The following is a 13,826-nucleotide window of genomic DNA, read 5'->3' on the forward strand; positions in this document are numbered from 1 at the left end:
CTCAGGCGAGCGGCGGCTTCCTTGCAAGGATGTCGCCGCTCGCCGCTTCCCATGCCGCGGCAGCCGCAAGGCAGGCCGCATCGCCATGCACCGGGGCAACGATCTGCAGACCCATCGGAAGCCCCGCCGGACCGAACCCAGCCGGCACCGCCACCGCCGGGCATCCCGCCAATGTGACGAGACAGGTCGCCATCTGCCATTCGTGATAGGTCCGCATCTCCCGCCCGGCGATGGCCTTGGGGTAGATCCAGTCCGCCGGGAACGGGAACAGCTGCGAGGTCGGCATCACCCAGTAATCATACCGCTGGAACAGCTTGTGCACTGCCCGGCTCCACTGGCTGCGCACAGCGCTCCATGCATTCACGTCGAAGGCCGAGAGGCCAAGGCCCCCCTCCACTTCCCACACCGCTGCTTCTTTCAGCAGCGCGCGCTTTGCCGGATCGCGGTAGTAGGCGAGGAGATTACCGCCCTGCTGCCAGTGCCGCAGCTTCACGAAGGCCTGCCATGCCTGCTCGACCGGGAAGTCCGGCACGGCATCCTCGACCACCGCGCCCATCGCCTCGAAGCGGGCCAGCGCCTTGCGGCAAGTCTCCAGCACACCCGCCTCATAGGGCACCGCGCCGCCCAGATCGCCCGCCCAGCCGATGCGTTTGCCCTTCATCCCCTCGGGCCGCACCGCGCGGAACGCCTCGCCGCCGCCTTCGAGCATCATCGGCTTGCGCGCATCGAACCCGGCCTGCACCGATAGCAGCAGCGCCAGATCGGCCACAGACCGCGCCATTGGCCCGGCCACGCCCATCGAGACCTGCCAGTCATCCGGTCCGTCCCCCGGCACCCGGCCGAGGCTCGGCCTCAAGCCGAACACGTTGTTCCAGCCAGCCGGGTTGCGCAGCGAACCACCATAGTCGCTGCCATCGGCAAGCGGCAGCAGATCGAGCGCCAGCGCCACTGCGCCGCCCCCGGTGCTCCCGCCGGCTGACCGCGTCAGGTCCCACGGATTGCGTGTTGTCCCCCACACAGGATTGAAGGTGTGGCTGCCAAGTCCGAACTCGGGCGAATTGGTCTTGCCGACGAAGACCACGCCTGCCCCCCGCAGCCGCTCCACCATCAGCCCGTCGGCCTTCGCCACCTGATCCTTGAAGATCGGCGATCCCATCGTCCACGGCAGCCCTGCCACCGCCGACAGATCCTTGACCGCGTGCGGCAACCCGTGCAGCGCGCCCAGCGTCCCGCCGGCCTTGACCGCCGCATCCGCCGCCTTCGCCTGCGCCATCAGCCCAGAGCGCTCGGGGATGCCGACAACCGCATTCACTGCAGGATTGAGCCGCTCGATCCGGTCGAGATACGCCCCCGTCACTTCGGCGGACGAGACCTTGCGGGCTGCGATCATCGCTGCGAGCTGATGCGCCGGAAGCGCCGTCAGCGCCCCTGACGCTACCGGCGCCGCCCGCGCCTCGGCCAGAATGGCAGCGGATGCAGCGCCAAGCGCCAGTGCGGACCGCCGTGTCAGGCGCGGGGTATCGATCATGCCGGCATCAAAGCGCGGCGCGGTAAGGGTGGCAAGGGACTTGATGCCCTCTTATCACTGCTTGCCCTTGCCCCCACCCGCCCGCTACCCTGCTCACCGTGCACCAACAGGAATTGCCATGCCCGGCGGACTAGCTGCCCTTCTCGACGATATTGCCACCATCGCCAAACTTGCCGCCGCCTCGCTCGACGATGTCAGCGCGGCAGCGGGGAAGGCTGGGATCAAGTCGGCGGGCGTCGTCGTCGACGATGCCGCCGTCACGCCCAATTACGTCACCGGCTTCACGCCTGACCGCGAACTGCCGATCATCTGGCGGATCGCGCGCGGATCGCTGTTCAACAAGCTGGTCGTGATCACTCCGGCGATCCTCGCGCTCTCGGTGCTGCTGCCCTGGGCGATCACGCCGATCCTCATGGCGGGCGGTGCGTTCCTGTGCTTCGAGGGCGCGGAAAAGATCATCCACGCGCTCACCCACAAGGAAGACCTGGCCGAGGAAGCGCAGGAACTGGTTGAGCCTGAACACGAAGACACCATGATCAAGGGCGCGATCCGTACCGATTTCATCCTCTCGGGCGAAATCATGGTCATCGCGCTCAATGAAGTCGCGGCCGAAGGCCTCGCGCTGCGCACCGCCGCGCTAGTTGTCGTCGCGATCGCGATCACCGCCGCGGTTTATGGCGTCGTCGGGCTGATCGTGAAGATGGACGATATCGGCCTCAACCTTGCGCAGCGCAAACTCGGCGCCACGCGCGCGCTGGGACGCGGCCTCGTCCGCGCCATGCCCGCGGTGCTCTCCGCGCTCGGTATCATCGGCACGGCGGCGATGCTCTGGGTCGGCGGCCAGATCATCGTCCACAGCGCCGGCGCGCACCCGGCGGAGTGGGTCGGCCTTCACCACGGCTTTGCCGCGTGGCTGGCAGACGTTGCGATCTGCGGGCTGATCGGCCTTGTGCTCGGCACCCTGATCGTGGGCGCGCTCCACCTGGTGAAGGGCGCAAAGCGCTAGAACCCGATCCGCACGCTGATGCGGATATCCCGCCCGAACAGCGGCGCGACATCCTTGAGGAAGCTGGTGTGCCGCCGCGCCTCGACATCGAAGATGTTGTTGGCCTGCAGCAGCAGCGTGGTCGCCGTGTTCGGGCCGAACGGCTTCCATGATGCGCTGGCATTGACCATCGTCCAGCCCGGCGTCGCGGTCTCGAACGCCGCCACCCGGCGCTGCGGAGCGGCGCGCTCCACCTCGATCCGCCCGCCCACGGCACCGCCAGATGCCTCGAGCCCGCCGATGAACCGCAGCGGCGGTATGCGCGGCACCGCGCCCCCTCCTCCGCCTGCGCCGCCGCCCAGCAGGGTGGCGCGGGTATAGTCGACCAGCCCCGTCGCCTCGATGCGCATCTGCCCGAGCTGCGCAAGCGTAACCGCGCCTTCCACCTCGAAGCCGTAGAAGCGGGCGTCCTGCTGCGAATAGCGGAACACCGGCAACTCGTCCTCCTCACCGCCCGTCGGGGCGAGCGAAATGAAGTTGTTGAACCGGTTGAGGAAGGACGAAACCTCGATGCGCCAGCCCTTGCCGCGCCCGCGCAGCACCGCCTCGAGGCCGACCTGCCGCTCCTTGTGGAAGCCGGGATTGCCGATCTCGTAGGCCCGCGTCGCCGCGTGCGCGCCATCGGCGAACAATTCTTCGGCGGACGGCGCCCGCTCCACGCGCGCCACGCTCAGCGCAAGCCGCCACTGATCGCTCAGCGGTGCCGAAATGCCGCCCGAGAGCGAGACCGCATTGAACGTCCGCTCGGCGCCAATCGCCGCAGACTTCACCGTGCTGTGTTCGAACCGGCCCGAAGCCTCAAGCAGGAGCCTCCCAAGATCGAGCTCCTGCAAGGTGAACAGGCCAAACTGGCGCGTCTCGTTGGCGGGGACATAGGCTTCCTCTCCAACCGCGCGGAAATTGCGGCTGAAGACCTGCACACCCGTCGCGCCGCGCCAGCCACCGCGTGCAGCCTGGACCAGCTCTGCGCGCGCTTCCCAGCTCTTGTTGAAGAAGCTGGTGCCGATCTCGCCCGTGCTCTCGATCTCGTCGTGGCGGTAATCGGCCCAGCCCGCGCGCACCTTCAGCACCTCGAAGGCGCCGCCCAGCGGCACTGCGCCGCGCAGATCGACGCGCGTCTGGCGCATTTGGAGGATCAGGTCCTCGTGCGCATGGCCTTCCTCGTGGCCGTGATCGTCACCGTGATCGTCCCCATGATCGTCCCCGTGCTCCTCGGCGAGAAGCTCCACATGATCCTCGTCATGCTCTTCCTCATGGTGCTCGTCATGGCCGAGCTCGAGCCCGTTGGGAATGCCGTAGCGATTGCGCAAGTGGCTCACCGCAAAGCCGAAGCTTGCGCCGCTCTGGCCAATCCAGCCAAGCCCGCCGCCAACGTCCCAGGTGCGGGCGGCGGTGTTGTCGACGCGGCGAAATGCGCGCGCGTCTTCCGCCGCCTCGCCGCCTTCCTCGGCCGCTTCCGCGCGCAGTTCGCGGCTGAACACGAAGCCGCCGCTGCGATAATCGCTCGACTTGAAGAAGCTGCCATCGGCATGCGCGACGAACCCGCTGCCGAGCGGCACGTTGACCGAAGCACCGACGTTGCGTTCACGCGCGGCAGACGCATAGCCAGCCACCGCATCGACATGCGGCCCGCCTTCCGGCACCTCGCGCGGGATGCGCAGATCGCGCATGTTGACCACGCCGCCGATCGCACCCGAACCATATAGCAGCGCCGCCGGCCCCCGCACGATCTCGAGCCGGTCCGCCAGCAGCGGATTGATCGCCACCGCGTGATCGACCGAGGTGTTGGACACGTCGAAGCTGCCGATGCCGTCGGTCAGCACCCGCACACGTTCGGCATCAAGGCCGCGCAGGATCGGGCGCGAGGCATTGGGGCCGAAGAAGCTGGCCGAAACGCCCGCCTGCCGGGCCAGCGTCTCGCCGATGGTCGAGCGCAGCTGCACTTGCAGCGCATCGCCCTGCAGCACCGTGACAGCAGCGGCGAGCGTATCGCGTGCCCGCTCATAGGGTGCGGTCACCACGATCCCGGGCGAAGGCTGTCCGTGGGCGCCGCCTTGGTCCCCATCCGGCGCCTCATCGGACGCGAACGCAGGCGCAGCGAAAACAAGTGCGGCCAGCGCCGACCCGCAAGAAAGCAGACTGGAAAACTTCATCATCGACCCCTCGGCATGTGCGCTCCCGTCGCTGTTGCGACTGCGAACGGATCAGCTCGATGGGCGAGGCCTATACCGGATGAGGTTAATGATACAACATCACATCTTGTTACAATTTATTGCGCAGATCAGCAATAGCCGTCGCCCGCGCGGCCATTGCGCACCCCCGGATCGCCTCTATGCTGCCCTACGGAGAGGAGCCAAACCATGGCCTACGACACCTACAAGCTGCTTCACGTCACGCAGGAAGGCGCGCTCGTCACCGCCACTGTCGATGCCCCGCCGATCAACGTCATTACCGCGGACCTGTTCGCAGAGCTCGCCGCGTTTGCCATCGAACTCGAAGCCGATCCCGAGGCGCTCGTCTTCGTGCTCAAGAGCGCCGATCCCGATTTCTTTCTCGCCCATTTCGATGTCGCGCTGCTTGTCGCCATGGCCGATGCCCCCAACGCGCCCACGGGCGATGTCAATACCTACCACGAGATGTGCAATCGCTTTCAGCGCATGGACAAGGTCACCATCGCCCAGATCGAGGGCCGTGTCGGCGGCGGCGGGGCGGAGCTTTCGATGAGCTTCGACATGCGCTTCGGCGTGCTTGGCAAGACAGTGATCAACCAGATGGAAGTGCCCATCGGCATCCTCCCCGGCGGCACCGGCACCCAGCGCCTCCCCCGCCTGATCGGCCGCGCCCGCGCAGTGGAAGTGATCCTCGGCGCAGGCGATCTCGATGCCGAAACCGCCGAACGCTGGGGCTGGCTCAACCGCGCCCTCCCCGTCGACCAGATCGACGCCCACGTCAGCGCGCTCGCCCGCCGCATCGCCAGCTTCCCGCCCGAAGCCGTGCGCCTCGCCAAGCAATCGATCGAAGCCTCCGCCCTGCCGCTGGACGAAGGCTGCCGCATCGAATCCGGCCTCTTCCAGACGCTGCTGTTCAGCGACACCGCCCGTGCGAAGATGCGCAAGTTTCTGGAGCTTGGCGGCCAGACGCGGGAGGCGGAGCTGCGGGTTGCGGAGTTAAGCGCGGAGGTGGCGGGAGAGGGTTGAGTGTCGGAGAGGCAGTAAGGCTTGGACATTGTCACTACTGTCACCGTCACTCGCGACTGGATCTTTTTAGAACTAGCGCGCTAGACGCTCGTTTGCCGAATGGAGTTCAGGATGGCTTTAGGTACGGTGTTGGCTTCACTTCCATGGGACGCAATCCTGAAGCAGGCCCCAGTTCTTGCAAACAGCGCGACAAGGCTTGTTCGTTCCATGCGGGCCCCAAGCGAGACGGGTCCATCAGCACCCTTATCGGCAGACCAAAGCGATCTCACGCAGCGAGTGGCACAGTTAGAGGCCCAAATTGCGACGACCGAGGACAATCTAGCCCGGACTGCCGCCCTTCTAGAAGACGTGACGAAGTCCCATGCTGATGCTGTGGCCAAAGCGCGCGGCCTGTTCAATCTCGTGATGTGGCTAGGTGCCGCCGTTGCGGTCCTCTTTGCCACACAGATCTGGCTGATCTTCAACGCTGCCACTTGATAGGATCAGTTATGGACGCGGAGGCATGTCCAGCCTGCACAGCGACTATACTTTCAGCTTCCCGCGTTCCCAAAAATAACAGACGCGCCTGTTATCTATAAACCGCGGTCCTACAGGTGGCGCGGTCGGGCATGATCGCCTCATGCCTCGCGAATCCAACGCATATCCGCCGTTTCGCGCCCAGCTCGGGTGTGCCGGAAGGGGACATGCGGGGGCCCCAAGTTTTCCCTCAGGACAGTGTCAACCGTGTCAACTTGTCCCGCGGCGGGACCCGCTAGCTCCGCACCAGCCGCCCCGGCCGCGCGCCGGTGTCGGTGTCGTTCTCGCGGATCATCACGCCGTTGCAGAAGGTCGCGCGGTAGCCCTTCACCGGCTGCATCAGCCGCGTGCCGCCCGCCGGCAGATCGTGGTGGGCCACGTGAGGCGAGACGGTGAGGCCGTGATAGTCGATCACGTTGATGTCCGCCCGCTTGCCCACGTGCAGCAGGCCCCGATCACCAAAGCCATAGAGCGCGGCATTGCGCGCAGTCTGCTTGTGGACGAGGAATTCGAGCGGCAGCACGGGTCCGCTCTTGCGGTCGCGTGTCCAGTAGCTGAGCTGCGTGGTGGGCATCGTCGCATCGCAGATCAGCGTGACGTGGGCGCCCGCATCGCTGAGGCCGGTGACGGTATCGGGATGGCGCAGCATTTCCTCGAGCACGGCAAGGCTCTTGGGCTGGTTGTCCCGCGTCAGCGCCTGGAAGCTCCGCCCCTCGTCCTCCAGCATCGCATCGTAGAGATACTCCAGCGCGTCGCGCCCTTCGGCCTTGGCCTTGGCGCCGATGGAGGTGGACTTCTCGGCTTCCAGATTGATCGGCTCGGTCAGCGGATAGAGGCTCGCCGCGCCCCGCCGGAACAGGCCGTAGACGTTCTGCATCGAACCCGGCGCCTCATGCGGCACGTCGCGTTCGGAGAGGACCTGCCGCTTGATTTCCGGATCGCGCATCGCCGAGACCCGCTCCGCGAGTGGCAGGTGCGCCAGCTTTTCAAGGTAGGTCGGCCGGCGCATGAAGGCGTGATAGCTGCTGAGCCCGTGGATGAAGCCTATGATGCGCGAGGGCACTTGCGGGAAGAGGTGCGCGCCGCCTTCGTTCGCCTCGCGGCAGCGGTCCAGCATCTGCCGCCACAGGTCCGGCGCATATTCGCGGATCTCGACGAGCGTGAAGGTCAGCGGCCGGCCGCTTTCCTCCGAGATGCGGCGGAACAGCTCCAGCTCCGCCAGCGGCTCGCTGCGTTCGCCGCCCAGCGCCTCCAACTTGCCAACGGTGCCCGCCGGGATCGCCTCGATCACCCCTTTGCCGAGCTTCCTGAACCGGCGGGCGATGGCGAGCAGTTCTTCCTCCGGCGCGAACGTGCCCGGCACCGGCTCACCCCACAGCGCGCGGTGGCCGATGGTGCGCGAAGTGGAAAAGCCGACCGCACCGGCGGCGACGGCTTCCTCGACGAGATCGGCCATGCGCTCGATCTCATCCGGCGTCGCGTCCTCATTGGTCCGCCCGCGTTCGCCCATCGCGTAGTAGCGCACCGCGCCGTGGGCGATCTGCGCGCCCACATCGATCGCGTATTCGCGCGAGGCGATGTAGTCCATGTACTCGGGGAAGCTCTCCCACCGCCCCCACTCGATCCCTTCGTAGAGCGCGGTGCCGGGGATATCCTCCACCCCCTCCATGAGCTCGATCAGTTCCTTCTCCTGCCCCGGGCGCACCGGCGCGAAGCCGACGCCGCAGTTGCCCATGACAACGGTGGTCACGCCGTTGTGCGAGGAGGGCGCGAGTTCGTCGTCCCAGCTGACCTGGCCGTCGTAGTGCGTGTGAATGTCGATCCAGCCCGGCGTGATGACGTGGCCCTCGGCATCGATCTCGTGCGCGGCAGTGCCGGCAATCTTCGGGCCGACTTCGGTGATCACCCCGTCCTTGAAGGCGATGTCGCCGATAAAGGGTGCGGCGCCCGAACCATCGACAATCTTGCCGCCGCGGATGATCACGTCATGCATCAGGCTCTCCCCAAGGTTTTTGCTTCAGCAGAGGATAGAGCAAAGCAGGCGGCGGCGCGCCCAGCAAAAGTGCTCAGCGCACCACTTCGCCGCCCTTCATCACATGGGCGACCTTCTGCAGCATGGTGATATCGGCGGTGGGATCGCCGGGCACCGCGATCATGTCGGCAAAGTGGCCGGGCGAGAGCGCGCCGACGTCCTTGCTCCAGCCCATCAGTTCTGCAGCGCTCGTGGTGGCTGACTGGATCGCCTGCATCGGCGTCATCCCGTAGCGCACCATGTAGGCGAACTGGCGCGCGTTTTCGCCGTGCGGATAGACCCCGGCATCGGTGCCGAACGAGAGCCGCACCCCGGCCTTGACCGCCTTGCGGAAGCCAATGCGCTGCGCCTCGGTCGTCTCGTCGTTCTTGCGCAAGTAGTTTTCAGGCCAATGTTCCTTGCGCCCGACATCGGCGATGTAGTCGCCGTTGTAGATATCCATATCGAGCCAGACGCCCTTGGCCTTGGCGAGCGCGATGCCTTCATCGTCGATCAGGCTGGCATGCTCGATCGCGCGGACCCCGGCGCGGATCGCCGCCTTGATGCCGCCCGCGCCGTGAGCATGGGCCGTGACCCACGACTTGCGCGCGGCGGCGACTTCGACCGCGGCGCGCATTTCGTCCTCGGTCAGTTCCTGCTGGCCCGCTTCGGTGCCGCTCGCCAGCACCGCGCCGGTGGCGATGAGCTTGATCGAGTCCGCCCCGTGCTGGAACAGGTAGTTGACCTTGGCGCGGGTATCGTCCGGCCCGTTCACCACGCCCGCGCGCATGTCGTCGGGAATGCGCACCTCGGGCGAGAAACCGGTCACCTCGCCGCCGCCGCCCGGCACCGTGACATAGGCGCCGACGGCCTGCATGCGCGGCCCAATCACGTCGCCGCGGTCAATCGCATTGCGCAGTTCGACATCGGCGAAGGCGCGGAAGCTGCCCACGTCATGCACCGTGGTGAAACCTGCCATCAGCGTGGTGCGGGCATTGCGCGCGCCGATATAGGCAATCTCCATCGGCGAATGGAGCAGCGGCTCGGCAACGTTGGAGGTCTGCCCGGTATCGGCGAGGTGGACGTGGCAATCGATGAGGCCGGGCAGCACGGTGAAGCCCGACCAATCGACGAGCTTCGCACCAGCCGGGATCGGTCCATCGGGCAGCACGGCGGCAACGCGGCCGTCCTCCACCCGCAACAGCCGAGCGCCCAGCACAGCACCCGCTTCCGGATCAACGAGGTGGCCGGCGCGGACGTAGAGTGTTTCAGCATTAGCGTTGCCGGCAACGGCAAACACGAGGGTGGCGGCGAGGATAGTCCGGATCATGGCGGCCATCCTGCCCGATCCGCAGCAGCTTGGCGAGACGTCAGGACGCCGGGTTATATTTCGTCAGAAAGGCATCGAGCTTGTCGAACCAAAGCTGCATGTTGGCGTCGCTCGAAAAGCCATGCCCTTCCCCCTTCATCGTGATGAACTCGAAGTCCTTGCCCGCCTTGGCCAGCGCATCGGCCATGAGCTTGGACTGCTTGTAGGGCACGCGCTGGTCATCGTCGCCGTGCACCAGAAGCAGCGGTATCTTGAGCTTGTCCACGGTAAGCAGCGGCGAGACGGTGGCAAGATCAAAGGCATCCTCACCCTGCACCGTGCGGCGCCAATCATCCTTGTAACGCTGCGAGCGGAAGAACTTGTTCGAGTACTTGAGCTGGCGCTTGAGATCGGAAACGCCCGCAAAGCTGGCCGCGCAGCGATAGCGCTCGGGATTGCGGATCGCGCCCCACATCGCTGCATATCCGCCGTAGGAACTGCCGACGATGCAGACCCGCTTCGGATCGATGGTGCCCTGCTTGGCGAGCCAGTCCATCCCGTCGTCGAGATCGTCCTGCATGGCGCGGCCCCACTGCCCCTGCCCCTTCTTGTCGAAGGCCTCGCCATAGCCGCCCGAGCCGCGATATTCGGGCTGGAGAACGACATAGCCGCGGTTAGCGAGGAACTGCACTTCGGCATCAAACGTGCCTTCATCGCGCACGTCGTATGGTCCGCCGTGCGGGAGGATCACCAGCGGCAGGTTCTTCGCCGGGCGGCCCGGCGGCAGGGTGAGATAGGCCGGCAGTTCGAGCCCGTCGCGCGCCTTGTAGCGGGTGTAAGTGGTGGTCACGAGCTGCGCTGGCTTCAGCTTCTCGTTCGACTCGGCGAACAGCTTCATCACGCCGTCCGCCTGATCGAACACATAATAGCGGCCGGGATCGCCCGATCCGCCGACATAGACGAGCATGCGGGAGCGATCGCGCGAATAGCTGACGATGGTCGCCGAGCGATCGCCGAGCGCCCGTGTGACAGCCTTGTCGATGCTCGACTGGATCGCGGCAATTTCCGGATCGAACCAGTGCGCGCGGGGGCGGCTGTCGGTGTACCACGCGGCGAGAAGCTCCGGGCTGTCGAACTTGGTATCAAAGTCGTCGACATTGACCTCAGGCGCCTCGAAAACGAGGCTGCCGCGCTGCCGTGTGGCGAAGTTGTAGCGGAAGAGGGCATCGTGGCCGTTCGCATCATTGCGCATGATACAGTAGCCTTCGTCGCTCGCCTGGTAGATGCGGTAGAAGATGCAGCCGGCTTCGCGGTCCTTGACATCAGCCTTGATGACGGTGCGGAAGCTGTCGCCGTCCTTCTCGCGGTAGATCATCTTCCAGTTGTTGTCGCTGAAGATGAGGCCGGCGCGGACCACGCCCTTCTCGTCGGCGTACCAGTTCCAGAGGTCTTCCCGCGCGGCCACCACCGTCTTCGAGCGGTTGTTGGCGAGATCGACCGAGGAGACGCTGGGATAATCGTAGATCGTGGCCTGATACGACAGGAGGATCGACTTGCCCTCCGGATCGACCCAGAGGATGTCGTCGCCATCGAGGCCTTCCTCCTTGCCGCCGATGAAGCGGACCTTGTCGGTCGAAATCTCGTGCACGATCAGACGCGACTGCAGCGCATCTTCGCCGAACCACGGCACCATCTTGCCGATGCTGATGAGCACCCGGTCGTTTCCGGCCCAGCGGAACCACTGCATGTCGAGCTTCTCGCCCGCGTTCAGCATCCTGTTCGTGCCGGCGGCGAGATCGAAAATGCCGACGACGGTGCGGTTGTTGACCGTGACGAAGGCGGCAACATGCTGGCCATCGGGCGAAAGCTGCGGGCCGCTGATGAATTGCAGCTTGCCGAGCACGCTGGTGGCGATCTTGGGCGGAGGTCCGTCCGGGGTGGGCGCCGCAGGCGGTGCGGGCGCAGGTGCGGCGGGTGTGGCGGGCGGTGCCGGCACATCGGCGGCAAGGGCAGCCGCTGGTGCAGCCACAAGGAGACCTGCGATCAGCGCACAAAAAACCGCGCGCTTGCTGTTTCCGAACTCCGCACCCATCCCCGAGACGCCCCCGCGCTACTGCATCGAGGCGCAAGGCTATGCCCGGGGCGGACAGGGCTCAACCCCGGACTTCCTCGAAATTGACTTTAACGGTTTGGTTTTTCAGAGAGAGGCGGCGGCGATGCGGGTTTCCAGTGTTGCCAGATCGGGCGCGGCAAGCTGGGCATGCTCGCGCGCTTCTGCAAGTTCGCCGGCAAGTTCGCGCAGCAGGGCGGCGCCGCGTTCAAGCCGCGCGGTATTGTCGAAGGCAACTCCGGGGCGCTTCGAGTAGGTGCCGAACAGCGGCCCGCCCGCAACCTCTGCAACCCGCGCCGGATCCGCCGCGCGGCCCAGCCGCGGGGCAAGCGCGGCGAGCGTACCGGCGGGATCGGCATAGAACCGCTCGGCATCGAGTGTGCAGGCCTGCGGCATCGCTTCCAGCGAAGCGGCGAAGGCCCGCATCTGCCAGAGCCACAAAGCCGCAAGGCACTGCGCGTCGCTGGCACCGGTGGAAACTCCGGCAAAGCGCGCTGCGATGTCGCGCACCCAGCCGCGATGCTGCGGGCTGCGCAGGACCGCGAGCGCATAGTCTTCCAGGCCGAGATGGAGGAATACCGCAGGCGCCGCCGGATCGGCCGCCGCAATGGCCGGGAGCAGCGCATTGACCGGAACATTGGCCTTGATCAGCGTCGGCTCCTCCCCGTCATAGCGCCGGGAAAGCATCGCGAGCACCAGCTGCAGCCGCGCAGGATCAGGTGCGAGGGCGATCTGGCGCAGCGCCATCGGCTCGCGCAGTACAAGGCCGCTCGACAGGGCCTCAATGGCGCGGGCGAGGAGCGTCGAGCCGCAATGCGCGACGTGGAATATCCACGCCGTTGTGCGCAAGGGCGGCGCTGCCGCCGCCAATTGAGCCGCCGGGACCAGCGCGGCGCCCTCCCCCGCCGGTGAAATCCGCGCATCGAGAAAAATCGAACGTGCATAGGCCGCCCGGTCCATCGGCACGATCGCCGCATCCGCACCCTCGAATGAATGGAGGTAGTGATTGGGCGAGGCGGTGATTTCGGCGAGCGTCAGCAACATGGCGCAAGCATAGCGGGGTTTGTGCAAGTTAGGGAAGGCAAGCGCTGGTCGTCACCCCTCCCGCTTGCGGGAGGGGCTGGGGGTGGGTTAGGCCGCAAGGGCAATGGTCCAGATCGAACTTCCCGCGCCCGGGCGCCCCTATGCGGTGATCGCGCCTTCAGCGGATGAGGCGCTGGGCGCGCTCGATCCCGCGCTGGTCGAAGCCGCCTACAAGACGCATGGTGCGCTGCTGCTGCGCGGCTTCGGCGCCGATCTCGATGTCTTCCGCCGCTTCGCGCGCAGCCTCTGCGCGACCGCCGTGATCAACGAGACACCCGGCCGCGCGGTGCTCGATGCCGCCGAAGCCATCCAGGGCGTCGATGGCGGCACCAATGCCTTCGCGCTTCACCCCGAACTGGCGCGCGAGCCGTGGAAGCCCGATGCCGCGTTGTTTGGCTGCCTCAGCCCGCCGGGGACGGGCGGCGAGACCACGCTGTGCGACGGGATCGCGCTCGCTGCCGCCCTGCCGGCCGATGTGCGCGCAGGGCTGGAGGGGCGGCGACTGGTGCATGTGATGGGCGTCTGGCCGGCGCTGCTGCGCTTCTGGTTCGGCACCGAAACGCCGGACGATGCCCTGCTGGCTGGCCCACCGCGCCCCCTGCCCTATCGCTTCTGGCGCTTGCCCGATGGCCGCATCGCGCGCGAATTCTCAAGGCCCGCGCTGCACAAGCCGATGTTCGCCGATGGCCCCGCTTTCGGCAATTTCCTGCTCTTTGCGCGGTTCAACAACGGGCGCGGCAATTTCCCGCTGCTCGATGATCTCAACCCGGTGCCGGAAGAGTGGCTGCAAGCCATCCACGCCACCGGCGAGGCGCTGACCGCCGAAGTACGCTGGCAGGCAGGTGACGTGCTGGTGCTCGACAATACGCGCTTCATGCACGGACGGCGCGCGATTGTTGACGCTGCCGAGCGCACCATCGCGACGTTCTTCGGCTATCTGCGCTTTGCCGTGCCGGATGCGGAAGAAATGCGCGGTGCGCCGTGGCGGCAGGGGGATTTCAGGCCCCCGCTGCCGCCCGTTTAGCGA

The 13,826-nt window shown here is 66.4% G+C and carries 9 protein-coding genes; 3 read left to right on the forward strand and 6 right to left on the reverse strand.

Translation table 11 applies throughout. The annotated features are described in order from the left end of the window. Nucleotide 1: 1 nt before the first annotated feature. Nucleotides 2-1,528, reverse strand: coding sequence for an amidase (locus Q0082_RS15775; protein WP_298194446.1), 1,527 nt, complete (start codon nt 1,526-1,528; stop codon nt 2-4). 118 nt (nt 1,529-1,646) lie between these two features. Between Q0082_RS15775 and Q0082_RS15780 the strand changes: the two genes are divergently transcribed. After that, complete coding sequence (locus Q0082_RS15780; protein WP_298194448.1) at nt 1,647-2,534, forward strand: DUF808 domain-containing protein; 888 nt, start codon at nt 1,647-1,649, stop codon at nt 2,532-2,534. Here the strand turns inward: Q0082_RS15780 and Q0082_RS15785 are convergent. Next, a complete protein-coding gene (locus Q0082_RS15785; RefSeq protein WP_298194450.1) occupies nt 2,531-4,729 on the reverse strand; it encodes a TonB-dependent receptor in 2,199 nt (732 codons plus the stop codon). The genes Q0082_RS15780 and Q0082_RS15785 overlap by 4 nt on opposite strands. 204 nt (nt 4,730-4,933) lie before the next feature. Between Q0082_RS15785 and Q0082_RS15790 the strand changes: the two genes are divergently transcribed. Then, nucleotides 4,934-5,770 carry an enoyl-CoA hydratase/isomerase family protein gene (locus Q0082_RS15790; RefSeq protein ID WP_298194452.1) on the forward strand — a complete coding sequence of 279 codons (837 nt, stop codon included), beginning with the start codon at nt 4,934-4,936 and terminating at the stop codon, nt 5,768-5,770. 751 nt (nt 5,771-6,521) lie between these two features. Here the strand turns inward: Q0082_RS15790 and Q0082_RS15795 are convergent. The 4 genes from Q0082_RS15795 to Q0082_RS15810 form a co-directional block, all read right to left on the reverse strand. Beyond that, the gene (locus Q0082_RS15795) at nt 6,522-8,279 is read right to left on the reverse strand and encodes an amidohydrolase family protein (RefSeq protein ID WP_298194454.1); all 1,758 of its coding nucleotides are present in this window, start codon (nt 8,277-8,279) and stop codon (nt 6,522-6,524) included. Nucleotides 8,280-8,352: 73 nt separating this feature from the next. Continuing rightward, on the reverse strand, nt 8,353-9,627 hold the full coding sequence (locus Q0082_RS15800) for an amidohydrolase family protein (RefSeq protein WP_298194456.1): 1,275 nt from the start codon (nt 9,625-9,627) through the stop codon (nt 8,353-8,355). A gap of 40 nt (nt 9,628-9,667) precedes the next feature. Further along, complete coding sequence (locus tag Q0082_RS15805) at nt 9,668-11,698, reverse strand: S9 family peptidase (protein WP_298194458.1); 2,031 nt, start codon at nt 11,696-11,698, stop codon at nt 9,668-9,670. Nucleotides 11,699-11,803: 105 nt separating this feature from the next. Next, nucleotides 11,804-12,760, reverse strand: coding sequence for a hypothetical protein (locus Q0082_RS15810; RefSeq protein ID WP_298194460.1), 957 nt, complete (start codon nt 12,758-12,760; stop codon nt 11,804-11,806). A 103-nt stretch (nt 12,761-12,863) separates the two neighbouring features. On the opposite strand from Q0082_RS15810, the gene Q0082_RS15815 reads away from it, so the two are divergent. Next, a complete protein-coding gene (locus Q0082_RS15815; RefSeq protein WP_298194462.1) occupies nt 12,864-13,823 on the forward strand; it encodes a TauD/TfdA family dioxygenase in 960 nt (319 codons plus the stop codon). Nucleotides 13,824-13,826: the final 3 nt, after the last annotated feature.

The organism is Novosphingobium sp. (assembly GCF_027489515.1).
GTDB lineage: Bacteria > Pseudomonadota > Alphaproteobacteria > Sphingomonadales > Sphingomonadaceae > Novosphingobium.

Coding starts and splice junctions, on each gene's coding strand:
- Q0082_RS15815 (WP_298194462.1), top strand. CDS start 12,864: ATGGTCCAGATCGAACTTCCCGCGCCCGGGCGCCCCTATGCGGTGATC.
- Q0082_RS15785 (WP_298194450.1), bottom strand. CDS start 4,729: ATGATGAAGTTTTCCAGTCTGCTTTCTTGCGGGTCGGCGCTGGCCGCA.
- Q0082_RS15795 (WP_298194454.1), bottom strand. CDS start 8,279: ATGCATGACGTGATCATCCGCGGCGGCAAGATTGTCGATGGTTCGGGC.
- Q0082_RS15805 (WP_298194458.1), bottom strand. CDS start 11,698: ATGGGTGCGGAGTTCGGAAACAGCAAGCGCGCGGTTTTTTGTGCGCTG.
- Q0082_RS15800 (WP_298194456.1), bottom strand. CDS start 9,627: ATGATCCGGACTATCCTCGCCGCCACCCTCGTGTTTGCCGTTGCCGGC.
- Q0082_RS15790 (WP_298194452.1), top strand. CDS start 4,934: ATGGCCTACGACACCTACAAGCTGCTTCACGTCACGCAGGAAGGCGCG.
- Q0082_RS15810 (WP_298194460.1), bottom strand. CDS start 12,760: ATGTTGCTGACGCTCGCCGAAATCACCGCCTCGCCCAATCACTACCTC.
- Q0082_RS15775 (WP_298194446.1), bottom strand. CDS start 1,528: ATGATCGATACCCCGCGCCTGACACGGCGGTCCGCACTGGCGCTTGGC.
- Q0082_RS15780 (WP_298194448.1), top strand. CDS start 1,647: ATGCCCGGCGGACTAGCTGCCCTTCTCGACGATATTGCCACCATCGCC.